This window comes from Desulfatibacillum aliphaticivorans DSM 15576, from assembly GCF_000429905.1.
GTDB classification, from domain to species: domain Bacteria; phylum Desulfobacterota; class Desulfobacteria; order Desulfobacterales; family Desulfatibacillaceae; genus Desulfatibacillum; species Desulfatibacillum aliphaticivorans.
In genome coordinates, this window is the sequence record NZ_AUCT01000003.1 from 244,636 (window position 1) to 269,340 (window position 24,705).

Genomic DNA, 24,705 nt, shown 5'->3' on the forward strand with positions numbered 1-24,705 from the left:
AGTTCATTGCCCCGGAAATCGCGCAGCAAATAAAGCTCCCGCCGTTCAGGTGCGGGGGCTTTTACAATGCTGATTGCTGACCGGCCCCCGTTAAAAGGCTTCCGGTCAATTTTTTCATCAAAAAAGTCAATCCCCCCAGGTAAGGGCCGGCGCCTGACGGGGCTCATCCGGGGCCGGCAAGGCCTCTGCAGGCTGCTCCTCATACACATCGGCGGACTGTCTATTATTGACAAAATTATCAAGAATCTCTCTTAAGGAGCCGGCCTGGGACGAAAGCTCCTGGGCCGCGGCCGCGGTTTCCTCGGCGTTGGCGGTGTTTTGCTGGGTTACGGAGTCAATCTGGGTAAGGCCCTGGTTAATTTGAGATATGCCTTGGGCCTGTTCGTTGGAGGAGGCGGCGATTTCATCCACCAGGTCAGACACTTTGCCAACGTCCTGAATAATCTCCGTGAGAACGCTCACTGTCTGTTGAGCCACGTCGTTTCCATGGGAAATTTTCGCTCCGGACCCTTCAATAAGGACGGAAGTTTCTTCCGCCGCTTTGGCGCTGCGGGCGGCCAAAGCCCGTACTTCCTGAGCAACCACGGCGAATCCTTTTCCGTGGGCGCCGGCCCTGGCGGCTTCAACGGCCGCGTTGAGGGCAAGGAGGTTTGTTTGAAAGGCAATGTCGTCGATGGTCTTGATGATGCGGGAAATGTCCCCGCTGGCTCTTTCAATATCCGCCATGGCGGACTCCAGCGCCTGCACCTGTTCGCTTCCCTGCTGCCCGGAATCCCTGGCGGAGCTTGCAAGCTGGCTGGCCTGTTCCGCGTTTTCGGCGTTCGTCCGGGTCTGGGAATGGATTTCATTCATGGATGCGGAAATCTCCTCAAGGGATGAGGCCTGCTCGGTCGCCCCTTGAGACAAAGACTGGCTGGCGTCGGCGACCTGGTTGGCGCCGCTTGTCACCTGATGCGCAACCTGGGTTACATTTTGCACAACCTCCTGCAACTCGGACAGGTTCTTTTGTATTTCGGCTTGGCTGGCCTCGATACTGTCCGCCATGGCGTCCAAGGCATCGGAAAGCTGCCCCACTTCATTATCCATGTTCAAGCGCATGCGTTTGGACAAATCCCCGTCCCTTATGGCTTGGGCGAACTGAACCGTCCTGGCGATGGGCCGGCGGATGGAAGCCGTAATAAGGAAAGCGGCCAGAATCCCCGCCAATATAGCAAAAATCCCCACGCCAATCCCAATTTTTCCTTGCCGGCCTGCAAATGCCGCAGTGTCATTGGTAACCTTGGCTATGGTTTCATCCACCTGTTTATCCATGGCCCTCAGCAAGGGAGTAATGGCATTAACGCTGTCATTCATGGCCTTGGACAGTGAGGCCACATTTTGATCCTCGGCAGCCAATTCGTCAAAGACCGTAAGGTATTGGTTGATGGCCGCTTTCAGGCGATCCACCTCCTCCTGGGCGACCTGGGAGCTTTCCAGGGCTTGAACCAACGCCTCCATTCCCTGATGCACTTCGTCTACATACCTGTCCTCTCCCCGAAGCAAATAATCCTTTTCAGCCTTTCTCACGGACAGAATCAAGGCTTCCGACCGCGGCACGTATGTCGAAGCTATGGCTTCCTCCATATCGCGGACCGGTCTTCTGTTCAGGGATTCATAAGAGGAGTCAAGCATGAGGCCGGGGCCGTAATCCTCCAGGGTTTTAAAGTATCTGGCCCGGTACTTTTTATACAAATCCAACGCCTCCAATTGGGCCTTGACGGACTCCGCATCGCCCGTGCTTTTCCCCAGGAGGCCTTCATATTCAGCAATGGCTTCATCCCATGTTGTTTTGTCGCGGTCGGCCTGAGTACGATGGTAGTCCTTTTCATGGCGGCGAAGGTTCAGGTAGGATTCCCGAAGGTCGTCTATGGCATGCTTGCCCATGGCGTTCTGGAGAATCTGCGCCTGCTCCCTGAGAGCCCCCTGCAGCCCGGACACAGGATCCAGGCCCTTTCGCTTCTCCGCCTCCACCAGGGTATGAAACGCCGTAACATATTCCTGCTCCTTGATAATGACCTTCCCGGCCGCGCGCGCGATATCCTCGTGGCCCGCCTCCCTGGCCAGGGTTATTGTTTCACCTAGCATCTTTTCAAATGCAGCCGCGCTTTGACTGAATTGCTCCACATACTCAGGATCCTTGTACAACATGAAATCCTTTTCATTACTCAGGCATTCCAGCATGCCTGCGCCGGCCTTTATGGTCGCCACTTTTATACCGCCTTCGTTCGTCAATAAATTAGCAAAGCTGCCGGCGGTTTTTTGAAAGCCGTTGGTTGAAACGACAATCACGGCCACAAGGCAGATTAAAACAAGACCAAAACCATACATTAACTGCGTCCTTACCTTCATTTTTTCGAACATTTCCATTCTCCTTGCTGAGGCATAGCCGAAAAACAAATGTTCAGGTTTGAATGAGCAAAATGCATGCCACAAACGAACCGGCTTTAGCGCTCGTTTGTAAAAAGCCGTCAAAGGAATGGGTTGGAGGCAAAACGGCCTGGAGAGGCGCGGGAGTTGGTGCGGAGAAACCCGGCGCGAGCGTTATAGGGGACATCCTATAAGGTACTAATTATCCATTTGGCGGCTCGGAATCAAGGGGGCAATCATCCAATATATAGCTGTTTTCATAGGCTATTCTCCGGCCGCGATTTACGGCGTGCGTTATCCCTGAACTGGTCATTGACAGTTCCCGGGCCAGATCTGCTTGGGCGGCTCCCCATTTTTTTGCAGCCTAATAACAATAAAGACTTCGGGCGTCGGCCAAAGGCCTCTGCCGCGATTTGGCAAGGACCCACTCAGGCTCCACGCCAAAAAGCGCCGAGGCCTTTTCCAAGGCTGTTTTTTTGTCAATGCCTTTGGCCGCCAGAAGATACCTGGCGGCAAGGTTTTCTTTGGCTTGGTTCAGGATCGACTGCACAAAATCCCCGTCCCCCAAAATTCGTTGGTCGCTTTTCTGGCGGGATTCCTTGGATGGAAACGCCGCCTTGACCGCCTCCCAGCCTCCCAGGCTGCGCACAAGTCCTCCGCCGGTGAGGTCATCCCGCCGGCCCATGCTCTGTCCGGACTTCAAGAAATCGCTGTAACGCTTGCACGAAACGCGTAAAGAGCCCCCAAACGCCGCCAGAACAAAACCCGTTTCCTGCCAGGGGCGTTCCATGTTTCCCAGCAAGGCTCCATGGCCGCAATACCGGTGGGATGCAAGCTCTTTCAAGTCAGAAGCCGCTCCTGCGCGCAGAGGATTCAGATGGATGTATCGAACCAACTCTTTGAAATACGCGTTTTCCTGACAGAGCACGGATTTAAACCGGTTTTGAAACAAAGGGCCATGGCGAAAATACCGGCGGTTGAAATAGCCGGCGTAACCGGTCATGAGGCGGCGCATGACATGGGAGATCCCTCCAGGGGGGCTGCGAAAAAGGAAGTGGGCATGGTTATCCATGAAAACCCACGCGTAACAGACCGTTTGGGTTTCAGGCAGGATCAGGGCAAGGCGATCCACAAGGGCGTCCCGGTCCTGGTCGTCGACGAAAATCGGTTTGCGCTCGATTCCACGGATCATCACATGATGCAATAAACCGGGCGCGTCTAATCGGGATTGGCGAGGCATAATATGTTCCTATTACCTTAAATTATCACCCAGGTCACGTCCCCTAAATCATGAAAGTCAATGATGGAGTTAGTCAAATAATCAAAGACGTCCCCAAAAGTCATTCGTCCCCAAAAGTCATTTTGACTTTTTGACGGACGTCCCCAAGAGTCCAAAGTCATTTTGACTTTTTGACGGACGTCCCCAAGATTCAGATGCGGGCGAAAACCGAAATTTTATGTTTCAGGCCCCACTCTGGGGGCTTGCCAACCAGTCCAACCGCCTCAAACATCGTACAAAATCAATGTGCTACAGAGTTTCTTAATTTCTTAAACACGTCCCCTAAAGTCATTTCTTTCTTTAAAACGTCCCCTGAAGTTCTAAAGTCCAAGAGCCCTGTTCACCACGCCCTATGTGCCCAAAGATCAAGTAGTCCTAAGGCCACAAGAAGGAACCCCCATATAATGTGTCCATTTTGTCTTTTTATAAGTGATAGATTATTACTGGCTCGAAAAAAAATTCTTGGGGACGTCCCTTAATAAGTCACTAACTTTGGATTAATTTTAAAATTAGCTTGTTATACAGATGTAATTTAGAAAAAAAAGGGTTAGTGAGCGTTTATATTAAGGGAAGGAACGGCCCTACCAAGCCAACCCTCCCCCAACTTTGCCGTATTTTTATTCGAATGTCAAAGAAGCTGGCGATAATCCGCCGTTTGCTGCAATACGAGTACGGGAATGGAAAAGGGTTCACGCAGGCGAACCCGCACAAAGATTTTTTTTGATTATAGGAACTGCTGATTCATACTATCACAGGCTCCCTGCATCAAGACTTTAGTTTGGGGGGAAGGCGTGCGCCATACATGATGGAGGGAGAGCGCATGGATTTTGTTTCCTTGGGAACCAGGCGCCTTTTGAACTCAATACCCAAAAAAGAGAAAAGCCCCGTCCCGGCGGCGCCGGAACAGGGCTTGGATGCTTTGTTGCACATTATTCGCGCAGGGGGTCGCCCCCCCGCGCAGTTTCAAAAAAAAATTTCAGCGGCGGCTATTGCAGCTTCACATACCCGGCATTGGACAGGGCGTGCACCACCAGCTTTTGCATGAGTTTTTCCTTAACGCCCTTGGGGGCGTCCAGGTTCATGCGTTTGAGATACGGCGTCGCTTCCGGAGGAACGGGCGCCTTGAAATCCTTGATGAGCGCCTTGGAGGCCTTGAATTTATTGGCCGTCATGCCGCCCTTGAACTTACGCAGGGAGGCGCCCAGGGCCACTTCCTCGTCCGTGAACTCCTTGCCGAAGGGGAAGGGCTTGAAGTAACCCTTGGCCTTGAAGGGCGCCAGCTTCTTTTCCAGTTGATCGGGATAGTTATTGCGGTATTCATAAGGAATTTCATAATCCATGGGCACTTTCCCGGCTTTTTTGGCTTCGTCCAGCAACTCGTCCTGGAAGCGGGAGTCGGCGACTTTGATGAGTTCGGTCATCACCACCCAGTCCTGTTTGCTCCGAAGGTCGGCTATGCCGTATTCGGTGACCACAATGTCCCGTAAGTGGCGCGGTATGGTGGTGTAGCCGTAATTGAACAGAATATTGGACTTGACTTCCTTGGGCGTTTCCTTGGTGCTGCGGAGCATCATGATGAGCCTTGCGTCGGGCAGGGCGTGGGCCATGGATACGAAGTTATACTGCCCGCCCACCCCGCTGATGACCGTGCCGTTTCGCAGGGCGTCGGAAGCCACGTTGCCCATGAGGGAGATTTTCATGCCCGCGTTGACGAACCGGGCGTCCTTGCGTTCCAGGCTGCGAAGCACCTCGTCCCCGTAAAGCTGGTTGACCACCTTGACGCCGGTCATCTCGAATTTTTTCCGTTCTTCGTCGCTCATGTCCCGGAGAAAGTCGTAAAATCCGTTGGGGCCGATAAAAAAGCTGCCGGTGAGCACCACGCCGTTTTTCAGCCTGTCGCCCAGGCAGTTTTCCAGCACGGCGTCCAGGTTGGCGGAATCCCGGAAATCCACCGAGTATTTGCCGGCGCCGTTCACCAGGTGGTAGTCCTCGTACCTAAGATCATCCTTGAAAATGCCGTAGTTCCGGAGGGATATAAAATCCTGTTCCTTGAGGATCGGGAAGTGTTCGTCCTGCAGCAAAAGCTCCTTGACGGATTCGGGGGTGAACTCCTCCTGCAGAGCGCCGTCGTTAATCATTCTCATTAACGGGATGTTGTGGTAGACGTTTCTCTTGATGATGCCGCCGGTGTATAATTCAATAAACACGTCCACCAGCATTTCCGTGGCGCCGTAAAGGCCCTGGGCGAACTCGTCGCGGCCGCCGATTTTATCAATCAGCCGGCTGTAGCGGTTGTTGATTCCCAGGTCATCCAGAAGCTGGTTGTAATCGCCGTTATTGTGATGCCGCATGAGCAGGCCGCTGGCGATGGCGTCGCCCAGGGTTCCGATGCCGATCTGCAGGGTGCCGCCGTCCTTGATCAGGCTGCTCACATGGAGGCCGATCATATAGTCTTTTGTACAGACGGGGGCCTTGGGCGCGGAGAACAAGGGAAAACAATACTTGGGGCTGTCCAGGATCATGTCAAAATGATGTTCGGGCTCCACCGCGTCGCCGTACATAAAAGGGAGCGTGTCGTTGACATGGCCGATATAGATCACTTTTTTGCCCATGCGCTCCGCCTCCAGCTTGGAGGGATATATTTCGTAGGCCAGATCCGAGTTGCAGGAATTGCTGTAAACCGTCTCGCCGTCGATTTCGCCTTTGCAGACGCACTGGCAGGCCACCAGGGTGTCGAAGCAATTGGTGATGTCGCGTATGGCGTGGGTGTAATTGGAGCTGCTATGGTTTTGCTGAGCCATGGGCACATTGTTGTAACTGCCTGCCTTGAAAAAGAATTCCGTGACCACAACGTTTTTGGGCAAGGCGTTCTTTCTCATGTCCAGCACATAATCAAAATCCGGCACCCCTTTCCAGATCCTCTCCCGCATGGGCTTCACCAGGCGTTTTTCCAGGTCGCTGGACCAGGTGGGTTTTTCCAGGGCCAGGGCCGTGACAAAGGTCAGTTGGATTTCCGGATCCTCCTTGGCACGCCGGTAAAGTTCGTTGGTCAGATGATAGGATTTTCCCAATGCCAGGGGCATGGCAAAGTTCACTCTTTTACCCATGATCCGAATAATGTCGTCAGCACACTTCTCCACGTCGTCATAAAAAGTTGGTTGATTGTCCGCCATTTAAAAAGTTCTCCTCCAGGAATTACATTTAAGGCGTCCGCCCTCCCCCCAGGGATATGCATGGACGGGGCGCCTTCCTTGTCCCCCATCGCCTTCTTGGAGACCGCTCTATGTGCAAAAAGCCCGCCGATTTTCGGGCGCAAAAAAAATCCAGGTTCTCCCCCCCAGAAAAATGGAGTTCCTGAATCCAATTATTTAACCTCATACGACACGGTTTCTTCCGAAATGGGCATTAACACATTTCAACATGGTTGCAAACAAAAAATGGATGTGCAACAGTGTTAAACTTTGAATTTTATTGGCCTTAACGACTCTTTGGGTTAGAATGAAAGTATGAAAACGACCTTTGTTTTCCTGTTAATTTTGATCCTGGCTTTTGCAGGATACCGCCGAAGTTTCAAAAGTTTGAAGGCGCCTGTCCTGGCCCAGAATTTCTATTTAACGGGAATAGAATACCTTTTTTTCGGGTTTCTGATCGGGCCTGGCTTTCTCAATATCCTGGATGCGGAGTCGCAAAAAGGACTGGCGCCTCTGTGCGCCCTGGTTCTGGGATGGGTGGGGCTGCTCTCCGGGTTTCAATTTGAAATCCCCAAACTGCGGCGGGCGCCCAACAGCCATCTGGGCGCGGCGGCGGTCGCCTGCGGCCTGACCGCCCTTTTGATGATGCTGGGGGCGTGGTTGGTATTGCCCCGGGTGTTGGACCTGCCCGACGCAGCCTACGTTCTGTCCGGCGTAGCCATTGCCGCGGCGGCCTGCAACACGGCCCAGGTCAGCCTGGCCCTTTCCCCCCTTGCCCGGGCGCCCCGAAACCGGGCCTTGGTCAACCTGATCCAAGTCATGTCCAGTGCGGACGGCGCCCTGGCCCTGGGCGTGTTTTCCGCGGCTTTTCTCCTCAGACCGGATTCCGCGGCCCACATGCATTTTGGCTGGCTGGCGCTGAAGGCCGTTGCATGCATCGCCTGCCAGACCCTGCTGTTTTTGCTATTCCTGAACCGCAGACGCAGCCAGGAGGAGCTGACCGTGGTGCTCATGGGAGGCGTCATCCTGGGCAGCGGCGTGGCTTCCATGCTGGATTTGTCCCCCTTGGTGGTGAACTTCGCCACGGGCCTGCTGCTGGTGAACATCACCCGGGAAAAGGAAAGGCTTTACGGCATGATCGCCGCCGTGGAAAAGCCGGCCTATCTGGTGTTGCTGATCTTCCTGGGATCGGTCTGGCACATGGACTCCTTTTTATACTTCTTCGGCGGACTCATGTACTTTGCATGGCGCATCCTGGCGAAAATCGCGGGCGGAGTCGCCGCAGCCCACGGCATCCCGTCCCTTAGGGGCGCGCCTTCGGACCTGGGCCTGGGGCTTTTGGATCACGGCGGCATGGCCATGGCCATTTTGCTGGATTTCTCCATGAGCTTCCCCCAATCATACGCAATCCCCGTGGTCAGCACGGTTCTTGTGGGGGTTGTGCTGAACGAACTGTTAGGCCCGGCTTTCATCCATTTGATTTTACAAGGGGGAGGCCGTGAATCCTAATCCCCAGCCAAACGCCAAGCCCCGGTGGCTGCCCATATCCCTGGCCATAGGTATCATGGCCATCCTGGGATTATGGTACGTAACATACAATCCGGAGGAAAGCTGGCAGGCGTCGGGCGCCATGAATTTCTCCCTGGGATTCCTCATGCTGGCGGGCTACGTGGGCGCGATCATTTTCCAGGTAATGAAGCTCCCCCGAATCACGGGGTACATCTTCGCCGGCATACTTATCGGCCCTCATGCTTTGGGGATTTTCACCCACGAACGAATAATGGACCTGCGGCTGGTGGACGACCTGGCCCTGAGCTTCATCGCCCTCACCGCCGGGGGCAGCCTGGAGTTGAAGGAGCTGTCCAAGAGGTTCGTGCATATCGGCCTGACCGTGCTTTTCATCGTCCTGATCGTGTTTTGCTCCGTGGCCGCGCTTGTAAGCCTCACCGGCCCCATGTTCTCGTTTACGGCCCAGCTCAGCCCGCGGGAGATCCTCGCCATGGGCCTGCTGTTAGGCGTGCTGGCCGTGGCGATTTCTCCGTCCTCCGTCATCGCCATCATTGCCGAAACCAAGGCAAAAGGGCCTTTTACGGAAACCGCCCTGGGCGTGACCGTAGCCATTGACGTGATTGTAATCGTGCTGTTTACCATCGCCATGGCGGCCGCAAGGGCCCTTTTGATGTCCCAGGGGGCGGACCCCATGGTTTTTGCCGTACTGGGGGGCGAATTGCTGGTTTCCGTGCTGTTGGGCGCTTTATTGGGATGGGGCCTGGCTTATTACATCAAAAAAGTGGGGCACGACCTGCCCCTGGTCCTGCTTCTGGCGGCTTTCGGCGTGGCCAGGGTCTCGGCCTTTTTGAGCTGGTACATCCACGAGCACTACAACGCCTCCGTGCATATGGAGCCTTTGCTTATCTGCATGGCCGCCGGCTTTGTGGTGGCCAATTTTTCCCATTACGGGAATAAATTCGTGGACACCCTGGAGCGATTCTCCCTGCCCGTCTACCTTCTGTTTTTCTGCCTGACAGGAGCCTCCCTGGATCTGAACGCCCTGGCCTCCACCTGGCCTCTGGCTTTAGCCATTGCCTTCATGCGCGCGGGCGGAATCTGGACCGCGACCAATCTCTCCGGCCTCATGACCAAAAGCCCGGCGCCCCATCGCAGACGGGCGTTCATGGCATTCGTCTCCCAGGCGGGCGTGGCCGTGGGCCTTGCAGGGCTCGCCCAGGCCCAGTTTCCGGAAATCGGCTGCTACCTCCTGACCGTGGTCCTGGCGCTCATCGCCGTCAACCAGATCGCCGGACCGGTGCTGCTTAAGTTAGCGCTTAACCAGGTGGGCGAAACACCGGATAAAAAATAAGGCCGCCTTTATGTGAACACAAAATGGTTCGAGGTCTGCCGTGAAAATCAACATCGGATTGATACAGCCGAAGGTCGGGCATTATCAGGTGGACTCCAACCTGGGCATGTACGCCGATCGGCTTATAGAGCTTAAGCAAGCCGGGGTGCGACTGGCCGTGCTGCCGGAGTTTTTCCCCACGGGAAACACCCTGGAGCCCAGGCTGCTGCAAACAGCCGTTCGAACCGGCGTCAAAACCGCCCAATGGATGGAAGATCAGGCCGCCGCATTGGATATGGTCATAGCCGGGTCCTATCTGTGTCCGGAAAACGGCCGTGTTTATAACCGGTTTGCGATTCAGGCGCCGGGCAGGCCCTTAATCCGGCGCAGGAAATCGTTCATCCCCGCCGCGGAAAAGGTGTATTCCCTGGAGGCCGACGATGCGCCCATTGTGGAGACGTCCCTGGGTAAAATCGGTTTGATAATGTGCGCGGAGACTTTCGCCCCTAAAATCGTTTGCGCGGATTACTCCGGGTGCGTCCTTATTCTCATTGCCTTTGCAATCCCCAATTTGTTCGCCCAAACGCCCGGAATTCGGGACAGGCTGACGAACCTGCCCCGCCTGCTGGCGGAAAAATGGGGAGTCCCCGTGATCTTGTGCAGCATGGGCGGCCGATTTAGCACCAAGGGCTCCCTGGCTGCGCCCCTGATTTGGCGGGGAAATTACGCCGGGCGTTCCGGCGTTTACCTGCCGGACGAAAGCAGTATAGGTCCACTCGCCCCCGGCTCTGAGGGAGTGTTGACGGCGGACGTGGATTTATCCCCATCCAAGGGGGCCAATGCCTCCGTGAAAATTCCCTCCAAACTGCCCGTCTTCATGAGCCTCTACGACCGGGTTTTCGAAGCAGGCGCAAAGGCTATTTACATTAAGCAGAAAGACGCTGGATCCCCGCTTGCGGGCCATCCTGAAAAAGCGGGACCGCCCTTGCGGGGATGACGGTCTTCTAAGGTAATTGTTTAAGCAAAGGGCGCTTGCAACCTTGATTATGCACCCTCATCGAAAAAACGGCTGGGCGCACAGGGACACCTCCAATGGGACAGTTGGATACCGGATGCTAACACCCTTTTTTTGTTGGGTTTCGCAAGCTCTACGCCTCGAGCACTGACAACAAGCCCATGCGACCGCCGTCGCAATCCGTCATCCCCGTGCTGGGTTAGAGTTGGGGGAAACGAGTTATCCCCCGCGAATTTTTTATTTGTCCCCGTTTTGGATGGGAATAATCCGACCGATGTCCGGGATGATGAACCGGGACGCGTCGCGGCCTTGTTGGGCGATCTGACGTTTCAGGTCCAGGGCCGGAAAACCCGGGGGCTCGTCGCTCAGGCGAAAGGTTCCCCATTGGGTGGGGATGAAATACCGGGCGTTGAGTTCGTCAAAGGCCTGAAGCGCTTCCGTGACATTCATATGCTGATAATGCATGAACCATCGGGGATGGTAGGCTGTCGTGGGAATCAAGGCGTAATCGATGTCCGGGAAGACCTTGCCGTACTCCTTGTATCCGGGAAAATATCCGCTGTCGCCGCCCAGATAGACGACCGTATCCCCCTTGATCAGCATGAAACTGGCCCACAAGGAGGCGTTGCGGCCCATGCCTGCGCGTATGGACCAGTGCTGGGCCGGCAGGCAGACTAGGCGGAATCCGCCCGGCGCCGCCGTCTCATCCCACCAGTCCATTTCGTGCACATTGGTTTTGTTCATGCCCTCCACGGTTTCTTTGAGGCCCAGGGGGACGTAAACCAAAGCGTCTTCGGGCAAGGCCTTGACGCTGGCGGAATCCAGGTGATCGTAATGATTGTGGGAGATAATCACCCGCACCTTGGGGGCGATGCTTTTCAGCTCGTCCAGGGAGATTCCCGGGGGAGTCTGGCGGGCCGGCAGCAAGGCCCGTTTGCTGAACATGGGGTCGGTGATCCAGTATACGTCGTCTATGCGGATTAAAAAGGTATTGTGGCCGATCCACATAATGAAGTCGCCCTGTTGAGCCTTGATGCGCTCCACGGGATTGGGCAGAACCTGGGGCAGAAAGGATTCCTCTTCCTCCGTGAATTTTTCCTTGGGGGAAAGCCTCCAGCCCATGACGTCCCGGAATCTTTTTTCCTTGTACCGGTTCCAGGGGGCGAAAAATCGGCCGTCTTCAAGGTTCGGAAGGTAGAGGGTTTGGGGATCGATGGACTCGTTCAGTTCGGCCCAGGTTTTTTCGTCAAATTCCGCAGCCTGCTTCATGGCGGATCGCCTCAGAACCAAACCGCAGATCAGCGCCAAAGCCAAAACACACAGGAATACAAAGAGGATTTTCTTTTTCATGCCGTTACAAATAGGGGAAATTGGGAGATTCCACAACTATTTCTTTTTAGCGATCCAGATGAAATGGCGGGAGCCCTTGCCCAGATGAGCCCGAACCTTGTGGACGTCCACCTGAAATCCGGCCGCCTTGAGCCTTTTGGAGAAACTGGAATCCTTGGCTGCGGACCAAACGGCCAGCACGCCTCCGGGGCGGAGGGCTTTGCGGGCGTCCTCCAGGCCTTCGGGCTGATACAGGCGGTCGTTTTCCTTTTGGGTCAGGCCTTCGGGGCCGTTATCCACGTCCAGGAGAATGGCGTCAAAAGCCTGCCGACTTTTTTGGATGGTCTGGGCCACGTCGCCCTGGATGACGGCGGCCCGCTCGTCCTCCAGGGGCTTGTCGGCCAGATGCCCTATGTAATTCTGGTTCCAGCGGACCACGGCCGGGATGAGCTCGACGACCACGGCGGTTCCCGTGGAGTCCAGATGCTTGAGGGCGGCGGCCAAAGTATAGCCCATGCCCAGGCCGCCGATGAGAACGCGGCAGTCGGCCCTGTCGGCCACGGCCTGGCAGGCCAGCCGGGCCAGTTCTTCTTCGGAGCCGTGCCTGCGGCTGTTCATGAGCTCCTGTCCGTCAATGCGGATGGAATATTCCTTTCCCCTGCGGTGCAGACTGACGGCGCCGCCGTCGGCCGGCGTCTGGGAGGTTTCCATCATTGTCCAAGGTTTCACGGAATCATCGTCTCCTGATTCGCTTTGATCCTGGCCGGATTTTTCAAACAATCCCAAAAAATTTTTAAACGGGTTCGCCATAACGCCCTTTCCGGTCCGTCCAAACCAGCGGCCATAAGCCTCATTTTCGCTGATTCGGCTGCGGCCTTATTCGGCGACGCTATACACCTTTTTCACCCGTCCCACCAGCCCGTTTGTCAAACGCACCTTGATTCCATGGGGATGGGAGGGGGATTTGGTCAAGAGATCCTTTACCTCGCCCCGGGTCAGCTTGCCCGACCGCTGGTCCTGCTTCAGCACGATGTCGGCCTCCATGCCGGGCTTGATGTCTTTGCGCAAAGGGACGCTCATGATATTTCTTTCCCGCCCTTGTCGGCGTGCCGTAAATTATAGCAAAAATCGGGCCCAAACATAGAAGCCGTGGTAAAGCATACGTTACTTCTTTGCTTTCTCACTGCTCCGTTCCGTTCAGGCCGCCTTTTTACGGCCTTTTTCGGCCGGCTTTTGCTTGTCCGCCGCCCGCACCTGTAAGGCTTTGCCGTCCAGGGTGGCGTTTTCCAGGCCGCGCAGCACCCTGGGGGCCAGGCTTTTTTCCACTTCAAAAAAGGAGAATTCCCGGTTCAGGTCGATCTGTCCTATGCTGCGGGACTTGATGCCGGAATTCTCGCAGACCAGGCGGACGATGGCGCCTTCGTTGACCTTGTCCAAACGGCCCCGGTTGATGAAAAAGCGCTGGGTCTTCCGGCCCTTGAGCCTGTCTTTTTTCGGGCCCTTGCCGTGACGGCCTTTTCCGACGATTTTTTCCCGGGTAAATTTGGCGCCAGCCTGGCCCTTTACTTTTTCCCTGGGCTTGGCGTTGATGTCGCCTGCGTTCCGGTAATAATCCAGGAGCCTGTTGAATTCCGTGGAAACGGCCTTCTGGATGATTTCCTCCCGGCTCAGGCCTTCAAAGGCGTCAAGGATATCGGGCATGTATTCGGCGATGTCGTTTTCCCGCACCGAAACCGAGGCGAGTTTCTCCGCCAATCCGGCCACCTGCTTTTGGCAGATATCCCGGCCCTGGGGCAGGGAGTCCAGTTGAAAGGAGAACTTGCCGCGGCGCTCCAGATCCTTGAGGCGGTAATTCTCTCTGGGAGTGATGAGGGCGATGGACTTGCCCTGCTTGCCCGCCCTGGCGGTCCTGCCGCTGCGGTGGGTATAGGCCTCGGGATCGTCGGGCAGAACATAGTGAATCACGTGGCTGATGTCGTCCACATCCAGGCCCCGAGCGGCCACGTCCGTGGCGGCCAATACCTGGACCGCCTTGCGGCGGAACCGGCCCATGACCTGATCCCGTTGGGGCTGGGACAAATCTCCGTGCAGGGCGTCGGCGTTGTAACCGTCCGCCATGAGGGCTTCGGCGATCTCCTGGGTGTCCTTGCGGGTGCGGCAGAACACCAGGCCGAACATGTCCGGGCAATAGTCCAGGATGCGCTTGAGGGCCGCGTAGCGGTTCTTGGCGTGAATCATATAGCAGATGTGGGAGATGTCCGGGGACGCCTGATTGCGGCCTCCCATGGTAACCTCCACGGGGTTCGTCTGATATTTGGCGGCAATGGCCGCCACGCCCTTGGGCATGGTGGCGGAAAACAGCCAGGTCCGCCGCTCATCGGGCAAGGACGACAAAATGGCGTTGATGTCTTCCTGAAAGCCCATGTTCAGCATTTCGTCCGCTTCGTCCAGGACAACGCGGGTGACATGGCCCGGCTTGATGGCCTTGCGGTTGATCAGGTCCAGCAGCCGCCCGGGCGTGGCCGCAATAATCTGGGCGCCGCCCTTTACGGTGCGGATCTGCTTGACAATGTCCGCGCCGCCGTATACGGCCGCCACGCGGATGTCTTCCATGTACTTGGCGAAATCCCGCAGGTCTCCGGCGATCTGCAGGCAAAGCTCCCGGGTGGGGCAAATGACAATGGCCTGGGGCCTGGAGATTGACAGGTCGATGCTCTGAATCAAAGGCAGGCCGTAGGCGCCGGTTTTTCCGGTGCCCGTCTGGGCCAGGCCCACAAAATCCCTTTCCCCTTCAATCAGATAAGGAATGGCTTTTTCCTGGATGGGGGTGGGTTTTTCAAAGCCCAGGCTTTCCACGGCTCTGGCCAGTTCGTCCGAGAGCCCTAATATTCTAAAATCCATGTAGATGTTTCTCTTCCGTCGCAAGCGACAAAAAAAACCGCCCGGGGCAATCCGGACGGCGTCGTACTCAAGAATTCCCTGCGGCCGGGGAACATTATCAACCAAAACCAACGCCCGGCCTTGTTAACCGCTATGTATAGCGCACTAATCGGCTTTATGGCAAGGAATATTTAATTGAATGAACCGTCCCGCCCCCGATTTGTTGGGTTTCGCGGCGGCGACGCAGACTGTATGAGGCGTTTGGGCAAGATGCACTTCTTCCCAACCACAATCCGTTTCATCGCTCTACCCAACCTACGTTTTATTTATAAAAATAGTAGGTTAGGTAGAGCATGTAGAACTTTTTCGACACAGACCATTCTTTTCTCGCCGGGACAATGATCGAAGCCAAAAACCTATGTGCGAAACCCAACAAGGGGATTTCCCGCCCCGACTACGTACTCCATCCTTGCAGTCTGGCGTCCCTGTTGAAGCAGAGGAAATAAGGCCTTCGCTGGTGCTCAAAAAATTCGACCGCTAATGGACATCAAAGCGCTTCCAGGCCCAGGGCGCCTTTGTCCACCAGGGGGACGACGAAGTAAAAGCCCTGGGAGGGCTTGCCGGTCTGGCGAAACAGGCTTTGGATGAAGCCCGTGGCTTTCTCCAAAAGCTCCTTGTCCTCCACGGCGGTGAAGATGGTTTTGTTATGGGTGGATCCGCCGGTGGTCATGGTGCGGAATCCGGCGAATATGGGGATGTTGTTGCTGATAAGCTGCAAGAGATCCGTGGTTTCGGCCACCGTGGCCTCCGTGATGCCCATGTCGATCCATCCGGTGACCAGGTCTTCCAAAACCTGTTCGTTATTTATGACGGCGATTAGCAAGTACATAGCGTTCTATATTGCATCCCGAAAAACTCCCGGCTTTAATGAAAAGCCATGGAATTTTCAATTTCTTTAATGAGGAAAAACAGATCCCCTGATGAGGACGCGGACCGCACGTCATCCAGAAAATTCGTTGACTTCACCAGCCTGGAAATGGCGGCCAGCAGGCGAAGGTGGAGGCTGATCTGGGCTTTGGGTACAACCATGGCGATGATCACGTCCACGGGCCGGGCGTCCAGGGCTTGAAAATCCACCGGCTGGGCGGGCCTGGCGATAACCACCGCCGGCCGGGTGACTCCGGCGCACGCGGCGTGGGGGATGCCCACGCCTCCGCCGATGCCGGTGCTCATGACGTCCTCCCTCTCCTTCATGCAATCGTAGACCGTGCCTTTATCCGGCGCGGCCCCGCATTGGGCGAAGGCCTGGGACACAAAGCCAAGGATTTCCTCCTTGTCCCGGATGGGAGCGTCCAAATAAACCTGCTCTGGCGACATATAATCAGTAACTTTCATGACTTGCCAAATCCCGGAAGTGTATTATCGTTAATCATGGACCATACAATAAACTTAAGTGCAGAGAAAAATCAATCATTTATCCTTCTTTATACCAGCCATGAAGCGTCGGCGCCGCCGGGCGCTCCGTCCCAATTGACACCGTAAACAATATGTGGGATACTTTCCTAGTTAAAATCCCGCCATCCCGGAAGCAAGGGGAAAAATCCGGGAGAAGCGGACCGACAGGGAGGCGACTTTTTTTAAGAAAGTGCTGATATGACGGAAAATAAAGGCGATTCATTGGAAGAAAAGCAGAAAAAGGAAAAATCGGCCAAAGCCAAGCCGCCGGCGGTCGTAAGCAAGGCGTCTAAAGAAAGGGCCCTGGTTTCCTACGATCCCCTGCAAAGGTATCTATCTGAAATCAGTAAATATCCCCTTTTAACCCGAGAAGAGGAACGGGAGCTTGCGGTCCGGGTTCAAGAATTTGACGATCCGGACGCAGCTTACAGGCTGGTAACCGCCAACCTGCGTTTGGTTGTGAAAATCGCCCTGGAATTCCAAAGGGTGTGGATGCAAAACCTCCTGGACCTGATCCAGGAAGGCAATATCGGGCTCATGCAGGCCGCCAGAAAATTCGATCCGTACAAAAACGTCAAGTTTTCGTACTACTCGTCCTTCTGGATCAAGGCTTACATCCTCAAGTTCATCATGGACAACTGGCGCCTGGTTAAAATCGGCACCACCCAGGCTCAGCGCAAGCTCTTTTTCAAGCTGAAAAAGGAAAAGCAAAAGCTCCTGGAAGAGGGGTTCGACCCCAAACCCAAGCTGTTGTCCGAAAAGCTGGGCGTTTCGGAGCGGGACATTATCGACATGGACCAGCGTCTCAACAATTGGGACCTGTCCCTGGACGCTCCGGTGAAGGACGACTCCGACTCCGAACGCATCGAGTTTTTGTCCACTCCCAGCGAGTCCGCCGAGGATCAGGTGGCGCGCAAGGAGATGGAGACCATCCTGCGGGAGAAAATTGACATATTCCGCAAAACCCTCAAGGAACGGGAACTGGAAATCTTCGATGAACGGGTGTTTTCCGACTCTCCCGTCACCCTGCAGCAAATTGGAGATCGCCACGGCATTTCCCGGGAGCGCGTACGGCAGGTGGAAAGCGGCGTGGTGAAGAAGCTCAAAGCGTTCCTGGAGAAGGAAATTCCCGACTTTTCCAATTACCAGGGCGGCTTTGAACCCGACACCCAGGGAAATCCCTGAAAAATCCCGGCCGGGCCCTTTGGTCCGGCCTTTTGTCATTTTGCTTTGGAGTCGCGATGTTCAACGTACCCAAAGGCGCCTGTGATTTCAAACCGGCTGAACAACCGCCGAAAAAAACCGCATCCCGCAAGAGCGCCTCAACTTCGGTTCGCGCGGGCGTATGCGCGTTAGTGGGCTTGGCCCTGCTTATAACGCCCGGATGCGTCCGTTCCGGCCTGACCTTCAAGATGCAGCCGCCCGGGCAGTCCGCGCCCGCCAGGTCCGTCATACCGGGGCGGGAACACCAGAAGATCATTATTCCCGAAAGCAGCGGGGCCTATTACAACTACCTGCTGTCCCAAAGAATGCTCTGGAATAGAAACCTGGACGCAGCCTCGTTATACCTGGACAAAGCCATCGCCAAGGATCCCGAGTCCCGGTTTTTAAAACAAGGGCTGTTGGAAATCCTGGTGGAAAAGGGCAATTACCAAGGCGCCCTGGAGGAGTCCGCCCTGCTCTTGAAAGAGGACCCGGACAATGTCCGGGTTTTGCTGACCCGGGCCGCGGTCCTGCTGCAGTTGAAAAAATGGAACGAGGCCTCCGCCGTCTATGAAAAGGTTCTCAAGACAGCCCCGGAGGAATCCCAAACTTATTTTCTGCTGGCGGAGACATATCATAAGGCCAATCAGCCGGAAAAGGCCATTTCCGTCTACCAGCGCTTCATCGAAAACCTGCCCAACTCTCCGGACGTGATCAGCGCATGGTTCTTTATCGGCAGAGTCGCCTATAATATGGGGGACTACCCCCTGGCGGCCCAAGCCTTCGAAGAAACCCTGCGTCTGAAGCCCGACTTTGAACAGGTTCAGCTTAACCTGGCCGAGGTTTATAGGGAACTGGGAAACGACGAGAAGGTCCAGGCCATATACAGCAAGATGATGAGGGACGCCCCCTCGAACACCCTGCCCTACCTGGGCCTTGGTCAATATTATCTTTCCAGGCGGGAGTTGGAAAAGGCCAACGAAGTTTTCGACAAGTTAAGGGAAGAGCATCCCCAGGATCCTCTGGTTGCAAAGGGCATCGCCCACTCCTACATGAACAACGGGTATTTCGCCGAAGCGGCCGAAATATTTTCAGCGCTGCACAAACAAGCGCCTAATGACGGAGAGCTCTCCTATTTCCTGGCCTACGCCCTGGAATCCACGGGTCGCAAGCAGGAAGCCCTGGAGGCCTATAAAAGCATTCCGCCCAAGTCCTCCTACTATTTCCAGGGTCTGATTTACTCGGCGTATCTGACCGGCAAACCCGAAGACGCCATGGCGGCCCTGGAAGCGCTCAAGGCCGTGGAGTCCGCCGACCACCTGGAGACGGAATTCGTCATCCACGCCTCCAATCTGCAGCAACAGGCCGGCAACAAGGAATTGGCGGTGAAAGCGCTTACGGACCGCATCGAAGAGGAGCCGGACAATATCAACCTGCTCTACTCCTTGGGCGTTCTTTACGACAAGCAAGGCGACAAAGAGGCCTGCATCGAAACCATGAAGCAGGTTCTGAAAATCGAGCCTGAAAACGCCGACGCCCTGAATTTTTTAGGCTACACCTACGCGGACCTGGGCCAAAATCTGCAGGAAGCGAAAAAACTGGTGGCGAAAGCGCTGGAAATTTCGCCGGATGATGGTTATATTGTGGACAGTATGGGCTGGGTGTACTTCAAGCTGGGCGAGTTTGAAAAGGCCCTCGGTTATTTAAAAAGGGCTGTGGAGCTCGCCCCCAAAGACCCGGTCATCCGGGAGCATTTGGGCGACGCCTATTTGAAGACGGGCGATCCAGAAAAAGCCCTGGAAACGTACCGAATTTCCTTGCAGGGAAAAATCCTGCGAGGCGACGATCCCACGGAACTGAAAGAAAAAATCAGGGCCTTGGAGCATTGATGCAGGTTATCGGCCATTTTTAAAGAGGGGGCCGATAATCAGACGACATAACATTGGATTATTAAAATTAATGGAGGATACCACCATGGAACCCATCACCTATCAATCCCCGGAACAAGTCCAGGCGCGGGTAAACGCCTTTGTCGCCAGCGTGTACAACTGGATGTTCATCGGCCTGACTTTGACCGGCGTCCTGGCTTACGCCACGTTCCAGGTTCCGGCGCTGACCAAGCTGATATTTAACACTCCGGGCGTCTTTATCGGCTTAATCATTGCCGAATTGGCGCTGGTGTTCATTTTAAGCTCACGAATCACAACCATGAAAGCCGGCACGGCCACGGGCATGTTTGTGGTTTATTCGGCCTTGAACGGCCTGACCATGTCCTTTATTTTTGCGGTCTACGCCAAAACCGCCATATTCGGGGCATTTTTCGCCACGGCCGGCACCTTTGCGGCGTGCAGCGTATACGGCTGGGTCACGAAAAAGGACCTGACCTCCATGGGCGGGTTTATGTTCATGGGGCTGATCGGAGTGATCATCGCCTCGGTGGTCAATATATTCCTGGCAAGCACCGCCTTGTACTGGGCGATCACCTACCTGACCATTGCAATTTTTGTGGGCCTCACCGCCTACGACACCCAGAAGATCAAGGAAATGGCCCTGACCCAGCCTGAAGACATCGGCGCATCCGCCGTGCGCAAAGGCGCTATCATGGGCGCCCTGCACCTGTATCTCGACTTCATCAACTTGTTCCTGATGATGCTGCGCCTGTTCGGCGGAGGCAGGGACTAAGCAAAGCCAATGAAAGCGGCTTTTCATGGCCAACAAACAAATTGACATATTGCTGAATCGCGGGGTTGCCATGCCTCATCCCGAAAGCGTGTTCGTGGGTGAGGAGGTCAACCCCGCACGCATTTCAGGCCGGGGCGTGGTCATCCATCCGGGATGCCGAATCACCGGAGCATCCACCTGCATCCTGGACGGCGCCGTGCTTGGAGAGGAAACGCCGGCCACGGTGCAGGACTGCCAAATCGGCCCCAGGGTCAAATTGAAGGGCGGATTTTTCCAGGGCGCCGTATTTTTGGACGAAGCCTCCATGGGGTCCTGCGCCCACGTACGGCCGGGAACCATCCTGGAAGAGCAGGCCAGCGGCGCCCATAGCGTGGGGCTTAAGCAGACCATCCTGTTTCCTTTCGTCACCCTGGGAAGCCTGATCAATTTTTGCGACTGTCTCATGGCCGGAGGCACGGAGCGGAAGAATCACAGCGAGGTGGGATCTTCATTCATCCACTTCAATTACACCCCCCAGCAGGATAAAGCCACGGCGTCCATGATCGGCGACGTAGCCCGGGGCGTTATGCTGAACCAGCCTCCCATTTTCCTGGGCGGCCAGGGCGGCCTGGTGGGTCCCTGCCGGATTGAATACGGCAACACAACCGCTGCGGGAACGGTCTGGCGCAAAGACGTTTCCAAACCCGGAAACCTGCTTATGGAGCGCGCCGCGCCCAAGGCGAGCATGCCCTTCACGCCCGGAGTGTATCGGGCGGTCAAAAGGATCGCCGCCAATAATCTGGCTTATACCGCCGACCTGTTGGCTTTGCGTTTATGGTACGTGCACATCAGGTCCTGCTTTTACAGGACCGACCTGGAAAAGGCGCTGTTTGAAGGCTTGCTGAAAGCCTGCGACAAGGCCCTGGACGAACGCGTCAAACGATTCAACGCTTTTTGCGGCAAGCTGGAAAAATCCAACGAAATTTTGCGAAAAGCGGGCCAGGGATCAGACGCCCTTTTTGCGCAAAAAACAGAGTTGGCGGAAAAGGCGGACAAAGTATCGGCTTGTCTGGAAAAATGGAAAAGCGCCGCCCAAAATCCCAACGGCGGTGAATCCTTCATTGCCCTGGCTCAGACCGGACAAGGCGCCTACCTGGATTTTATAAAAAGCCTGTCTCCCGAACAAGCCGCCCAGGGAACCGCCTGGCTTAATGGTTTTATTGAAAAGATTTTGGAAGAAAGCCTTGCCATCATCCCCTCCTGCCGATAAAAAGAATCAGTCAAAATTCATTCAGTCCGATAACTTCATTTTATTTGGGGAAGACGTGGATAACAAGGCGGAAAAACTATTCGGAACCGACGGGGTGAGGGGAAGAGCCAATCAACATCCCATCACCCCTGAAATGGCGGTTAAAATCGGCCGGGCCGCAGCCCTCTATTTTCAATCCCGTAAAAACGGCGCCGTGAAAATCGGCATAGGACGAGACACCCGCATATCCGGAAATATGCTGGAGTCCGCGGCCGCGGCGGGCATATGCTCCGCAGGGGCCGACGCCATGTTCGCGGACGTCATTCCCACACCCGGGCTGGCCCATGTGATCCGGAAGTTCGACCTGGACGCCGGCGTCATGATTTCCGCTTCGCACAATCCCTTTGAAGACAACGGCCTGAAGATTTTCGGCGGCAAGGGCTTTAAACTTTCCGACGAAGTGGAAAATGAGATAGAAGCCCTGGCGTTCAAGGATTTCCCAGGAGGACCGGTGGGCGAAACCCATCAGATTCCCGACGCCCAGGATTCCTACGCGGCCTTTTTGCAATCCCTGCTTCCCGGCGAGACGCCTTTAAAGGGCCTGAAAATCGTCCTGGACGCCTCCAACGGCGCCACCTATTCCATCGCACCCCAGGTGTTTTCCCGACTGGGCGCCGAGATCATTCCCTTGTTCACCAGCCCGGACGGAATGAACATCAACGTAGACTGCGGGTCTCAGCATCCCGAAACGCTTCAGAAAGAAGTGATTGCCGGCAATGCCCATCTTGGCCTGGCTTTTGACGGCGACGGAGATCGCCTTATCGCCGTGGACGAGACGGGCGCCCGGATTTCCGGAGACCAGATATTGATCATTTGCGGCGCCTGGCTTAAGGAAACCGGCAGGCTCGCCCAAAACACCGTGGTCAGCACGGTCATGAGCAACCTGGGATTTAAAAAAGCCCTGGATCGCATGGACATCAAGCATATCGCCGCGGACGTGGGAGATCGGTACGTCCTGGAAACCATGCAGGCTTCCGGCGCCGTCATCGGCGGCGAGGACTCCGGGCATATGATCTTTTTGGATTGCCACACCACGGGCGACGGCATTCTTTCGGGCATCCAGTTGATCGGCGCCATGCTGCACTTCCAAAAACCCTTGTCGGAACTAGGGCGCATGATGGACGTCTTTCCCCAGGTTCTGATCAACATCCCCGTAACTTCCAAGCCGGACCTGGCGACTGTAAAACCCGTGGCCGCAGCCATTGAAAAGGCGGAAAACGCACTGGGCGACCAGGGCAGGATTTTGGTGCGCTATTCGGGCACCCGCTCCGTCTGCCGCGTGATGGTGGAAGGCCCCACCCGGGAAGCCACCCAAGGGACCGCCCAGGCCATCGCCGAAGTAGTCAAGCAGGAGTTGGGCGAATAACGCGGCCCTCCCCCATGTTGTGCAATGGCGCCTGCTTTTGAAAAAGGCGTTTTACAGGCCCTGTAAAAAAAGAGGCCAAGGTGTAAGAAATCCGGACGCCAAAGCGCCGCAATAACGGCGCGCTCCCGCTCCGTCAGCCCTTTGTTTCCTGAATGTGCAAGCCCTAATGCGCTTGGTACAAAGGTTGCAAAATCTCTGCTTGGTCGCAGCGTAACTTTAACGGAACGGAGCAATAAGATGACCAAATACGGACCTTATCCAGTAATAACAGCCAAAGAAGCGGCGAGTTTCATAAAAGACGGACAAACAATCGGCTTCTCCGGATTCGGAGCAGCGGGCGGCGCCAAGGCCGTGCCTTACGCCCTGGCGGATAAAGCGGAAAGCGAGCACCGCAAAGGCCGGCCCTTTGCCATGCGCGTGCTGACCGGCGCATCCAGCGGCCTTGCCATTGACGAGGTGCTGGCCCAATCCGGCGCCATTTCCTGGCGCGCCCCTTACCAGACGGGTAGAAGCCTGAGAAAGCAGATCAACAACCAGGACGTGGAATATGTGGACATGCACCTTTCCCACGTCCCCCAGGCCATGCTGTTCGGATTTCTCGGCAAGATGGACGCGGCGGTTGTGGAGGCCTCGGAAGTCACTCCGGACGGCAGGGTGTACCTGACCACCTCCATCGGCATATCCCCCACCATGCTGGCCTTGGCCGACAAGGTGATTATTGAGATCAATACGGTTCAGTCGCCCCGCCTGCGTGAGATGGCCGACATCGTGATATTGCCTCCGCCGCCCCACAGGGATCCCATTCCCATCGCCCATCCCATGAGCCGGATCGGCGTGCCTTACGCCACGGTGGATCCCAAAAAAGTGGCGGGCGTGGTGTTGAACAGCGAACCGGATACGGTTTCGGAATTCTCCCAACCCAATCAAGTGAGCCAGCAAATCGCCGAGCATCTGGTGGAGTTCCTGGTTTCAGAAATGAAAGCCGGACGCATTCCCAAGGAACTTCTGCCGCTCCAGGCGGGGGTCGGCAACGTGGCCAACGGGGTCATGGGCGTTTTGGGAACTCACCCGGATATACCGCCGTTTTCCATGTATACGGAGGTGTTTCAGGACTCCCAGGTGGAGCTCATGCAAAAAGGAAGGCTGCTCGGGGCCAGCGCTACAAGCCTGAACATCACGGAGGACGCTCTTGGCGTGATCGTGGATAACATGGACTTTTTCGCCAAACGCCTGATCTTGAGGCCCCAGGAACTCTCCAACCATCCGGGAATCATCCGCCGTTTGGGCGTGATCGCCATGAACACGGCCCTGGAAATGGATATTTACGGCAACGTGAATTCCTCCCATGTTTACGGTATGGACATCATGAACGGCATCGGCGGCAGTGGGGATTTTTCCAGAAACTCCTACCTGGCGGTGTTCATGTCGCCTTCCATCGCCAAGGACGGAAGAATTTCCTCAGTGGTGCCCATGTGCCCCCATATTGACAACGGCGAGCATTCCGTTCAGGTGGTGGTTACGGAGCAAGGCCTGGCGGATCTTCGCGGCCTGGGCCCCCTGCACAGGGCGAAAAAAATCATCGAAAACTGCGCCCACCCCATGTATCGGGATTATTTGTTCCGGTACATTGAAAACTCCAGGGCCGGCCATATCCCGCATGATTTGAACAAATGCTTTGAGCTGCACCGCAACCTCATGGAGACCGGCTCCATGCTTCCGGGATTGAGTGCATAATTGAAGCGGATAATTTGCTTTGAAAAATCAGGGAACGC

General features: G+C 55.6%; 18 protein-coding genes. 9 read left to right on the plus strand and 9 right to left on the minus strand.

Going from position 1 to position 24,705, the window contains the following annotated elements; translation table 11 throughout:
- Window positions 1-126: 126 nt before the first annotated feature.
- The 3 genes from G491_RS36245 to G491_RS0105365 form a co-directional block, all read right to left on the minus strand.
- A complete protein-coding gene (locus tag G491_RS36245) occupies window positions 127-2,367 on the minus strand; it encodes a methyl-accepting chemotaxis protein (protein ID WP_248635319.1) in 2,241 nt (746 codons plus the stop codon).
- Window positions 2,368-2,770: 403 nt separating this feature from the next.
- Complete coding sequence (locus G491_RS29525) at window positions 2,771-3,646, minus strand: transposase (protein WP_248635322.1); 876 nt, start codon at window positions 3,644-3,646, stop codon at window positions 2,771-2,773.
- A gap of 1,025 nt (window positions 3,647-4,671) precedes the next feature.
- Window positions 4,672-6,858: an acetyl-CoA hydrolase/transferase C-terminal domain-containing protein gene (locus G491_RS0105365; RefSeq protein ID WP_012609294.1), complete on the minus strand. Its 2,187-nt coding sequence runs from the start codon at window positions 6,856-6,858 to the stop codon at window positions 4,672-4,674.
- A gap of 333 nt (window positions 6,859-7,191) precedes the next feature.
- On the opposite strand from G491_RS0105365, the gene G491_RS0105375 reads away from it, so the two are divergent.
- Genes G491_RS0105375 through G491_RS0105385 form a run of 3 tightly spaced genes read left to right on the plus strand, consistent with a single transcriptional unit; the run spans window position 7,192 to window position 10,712 of the window.
- Entirely contained in the window at window positions 7,192-8,385 is a 1,194-nt protein-coding gene (locus G491_RS0105375; RefSeq protein ID WP_028313850.1) for a cation:proton antiporter, read from the plus strand.
- The gene (locus G491_RS0105380) at window positions 8,375-9,736 is read left to right on the plus strand and encodes a cation:proton antiporter (RefSeq protein ID WP_028313851.1); all 1,362 of its coding nucleotides are present in this window, start codon (window positions 8,375-8,377) and stop codon (window positions 9,734-9,736) included. The genes G491_RS0105375 and G491_RS0105380 overlap by 11 nt, the downstream gene beginning before the upstream one ends.
- A gap of 40 nt (window positions 9,737-9,776) precedes the next feature.
- The gene (locus tag G491_RS0105385; RefSeq protein WP_028313852.1) at window positions 9,777-10,712 is read left to right on the plus strand and encodes a carbon-nitrogen hydrolase family protein; all 936 of its coding nucleotides are present in this window, start codon (window positions 9,777-9,779) and stop codon (window positions 10,710-10,712) included.
- Window positions 10,713-10,967: 255 nt separating this feature from the next.
- On the opposite strand, the gene G491_RS0105390 is transcribed toward G491_RS0105385, so the two are convergent.
- From G491_RS0105390 to G491_RS0105415, 6 genes are all read right to left on the minus strand, one after another.
- Window positions 10,968-11,999, minus strand: coding sequence for an MBL fold metallo-hydrolase (locus G491_RS0105390; protein ID WP_028313853.1), 1,032 nt, complete (start codon window positions 11,997-11,999; stop codon window positions 10,968-10,970).
- A gap of 117 nt (window positions 12,000-12,116) precedes the next feature.
- Window positions 12,117-12,788 carry a spermine/spermidine synthase domain-containing protein gene (locus G491_RS0105395; protein ID WP_028313854.1) on the minus strand — a complete coding sequence of 224 codons (672 nt, stop codon included), beginning with the start codon at window positions 12,786-12,788 and terminating at the stop codon, window positions 12,117-12,119.
- A gap of 147 nt (window positions 12,789-12,935) precedes the next feature.
- Complete coding sequence (locus G491_RS0105400) at window positions 12,936-13,139, minus strand: YwbE family protein (protein WP_012609288.1); 204 nt, start codon at window positions 13,137-13,139, stop codon at window positions 12,936-12,938.
- Window positions 13,140-13,256: 117 nt separating this feature from the next.
- Window positions 13,257-14,960, minus strand: coding sequence for a DEAD/DEAH box helicase (locus tag G491_RS0105405; protein WP_028313855.1), 1,704 nt, complete (start codon window positions 14,958-14,960; stop codon window positions 13,257-13,259).
- Between the two features lie 526 nt (window positions 14,961-15,486).
- Window positions 15,487-15,828: a hypothetical protein gene (locus G491_RS0105410; protein WP_012609286.1), complete on the minus strand. Its 342-nt coding sequence runs from the start codon at window positions 15,826-15,828 to the stop codon at window positions 15,487-15,489.
- A gap of 35 nt (window positions 15,829-15,863) precedes the next feature.
- Entirely contained in the window at window positions 15,864-16,334 is a 471-nt protein-coding gene (locus G491_RS0105415; RefSeq protein ID WP_028313856.1) for a PTS sugar transporter subunit IIA, read from the minus strand.
- A gap of 258 nt (window positions 16,335-16,592) precedes the next feature.
- On the opposite strand from G491_RS0105415, the gene G491_RS29530 reads away from it, so the two are divergent.
- The 6 genes from G491_RS29530 to scpC all read left to right on the plus strand — a co-directional run bounded on the left by G491_RS29530 (window position 16,593) and on the right by scpC (window position 24,667).
- Entirely contained in the window at window positions 16,593-17,579 is a 987-nt protein-coding gene (locus tag G491_RS29530) for a sigma-70 family RNA polymerase sigma factor (protein ID WP_012609284.1), read from the plus strand.
- 56 nt (window positions 17,580-17,635) lie between these two features.
- Window positions 17,636-19,486: a tetratricopeptide repeat protein gene (locus tag G491_RS0105425; RefSeq protein ID WP_028313857.1), complete on the plus strand. Its 1,851-nt coding sequence runs from the start codon at window positions 17,636-17,638 to the stop codon at window positions 19,484-19,486.
- An 85-nt stretch (window positions 19,487-19,571) separates the two neighbouring features.
- Window positions 19,572-20,279 carry a Bax inhibitor-1/YccA family protein gene (locus tag G491_RS0105430; protein WP_012609282.1) on the plus strand — a complete coding sequence of 236 codons (708 nt, stop codon included), beginning with the start codon at window positions 19,572-19,574 and terminating at the stop codon, window positions 20,277-20,279.
- A 25-nt stretch (window positions 20,280-20,304) separates the two neighbouring features.
- Window positions 20,305-21,528 carry a hypothetical protein gene (locus tag G491_RS29535; RefSeq protein ID WP_035217798.1) on the plus strand — a complete coding sequence of 408 codons (1,224 nt, stop codon included), beginning with the start codon at window positions 20,305-20,307 and terminating at the stop codon, window positions 21,526-21,528.
- 55 nt (window positions 21,529-21,583) lie between these two features.
- On the plus strand, window positions 21,584-22,933 hold the full coding sequence (glmM, locus tag G491_RS0105440) for a phosphoglucosamine mutase (protein WP_028313858.1): 1,350 nt from the start codon (window positions 21,584-21,586) through the stop codon (window positions 22,931-22,933).
- A gap of 237 nt (window positions 22,934-23,170) precedes the next feature.
- A complete protein-coding gene (scpC, locus tag G491_RS0105445) occupies window positions 23,171-24,667 on the plus strand; it encodes a succinyl-CoA:acetate CoA-transferase ScpC (protein ID WP_035217800.1) in 1,497 nt (498 codons plus the stop codon).
- Window positions 24,668-24,705: the final 38 nt, after the last annotated feature.

Excerpts from the sequence above, each read along its gene's own strand:
- G491_RS36245 (WP_248635319.1), bottom strand. The coding sequence starts at position 2,367 with ATGTATGGTTTTGGTCTTGTTTTAATCTGCCTTGTGGCCGTGATTGTC.
- G491_RS29525 (WP_248635322.1), bottom strand. The coding sequence starts at position 3,646 with ATGCCTCGCCAATCCCGATTAGACGCGCCCGGTTTATTGCATCATGTG.
- G491_RS0105365 (WP_012609294.1), bottom strand. The coding sequence starts at position 6,858 with ATGGCGGACAATCAACCAACTTTTTATGACGACGTGGAGAAGTGTGCT.
- G491_RS0105375 (WP_028313850.1), top strand. The coding sequence starts at position 7,192 with ATGAAAACGACCTTTGTTTTCCTGTTAATTTTGATCCTGGCTTTTGCA.
- G491_RS0105390 (WP_028313853.1), bottom strand. The coding sequence starts at position 11,999 with ATGAAGCAGGCTGCGGAATTTGACGAAAAAACCTGGGCCGAACTGAAC.
- G491_RS0105400 (WP_012609288.1), bottom strand. The coding sequence starts at position 13,139 with ATGAGCGTCCCTTTGCGCAAAGACATCAAGCCCGGCATGGAGGCCGAC.
- G491_RS0105405 (WP_028313855.1), bottom strand. The coding sequence starts at position 14,960 with ATGGATTTTAGAATATTAGGGCTCTCGGACGAACTGGCCAGAGCCGTG.
- G491_RS0105410 (WP_012609286.1), bottom strand. The coding sequence starts at position 15,828 with ATGTACTTGCTAATCGCCGTCATAAATAACGAACAGGTTTTGGAAGAC.
- G491_RS0105415 (WP_028313856.1), bottom strand. The coding sequence starts at position 16,334 with ATGAAAGTTACTGATTATATGTCGCCAGAGCAGGTTTATTTGGACGCT.
- G491_RS29530 (WP_012609284.1), top strand. The coding sequence starts at position 16,593 with ATGACGGAAAATAAAGGCGATTCATTGGAAGAAAAGCAGAAAAAGGAA.
- G491_RS0105425 (WP_028313857.1), top strand. The coding sequence starts at position 17,636 with ATGTTCAACGTACCCAAAGGCGCCTGTGATTTCAAACCGGCTGAACAA.
- G491_RS0105430 (WP_012609282.1), top strand. The coding sequence starts at position 19,572 with ATGGAACCCATCACCTATCAATCCCCGGAACAAGTCCAGGCGCGGGTA.
- G491_RS29535 (WP_035217798.1), top strand. The coding sequence starts at position 20,305 with ATGGCCAACAAACAAATTGACATATTGCTGAATCGCGGGGTTGCCATG.
- scpC (WP_035217800.1), top strand. The coding sequence starts at position 23,171 with ATGACCAAATACGGACCTTATCCAGTAATAACAGCCAAAGAAGCGGCG.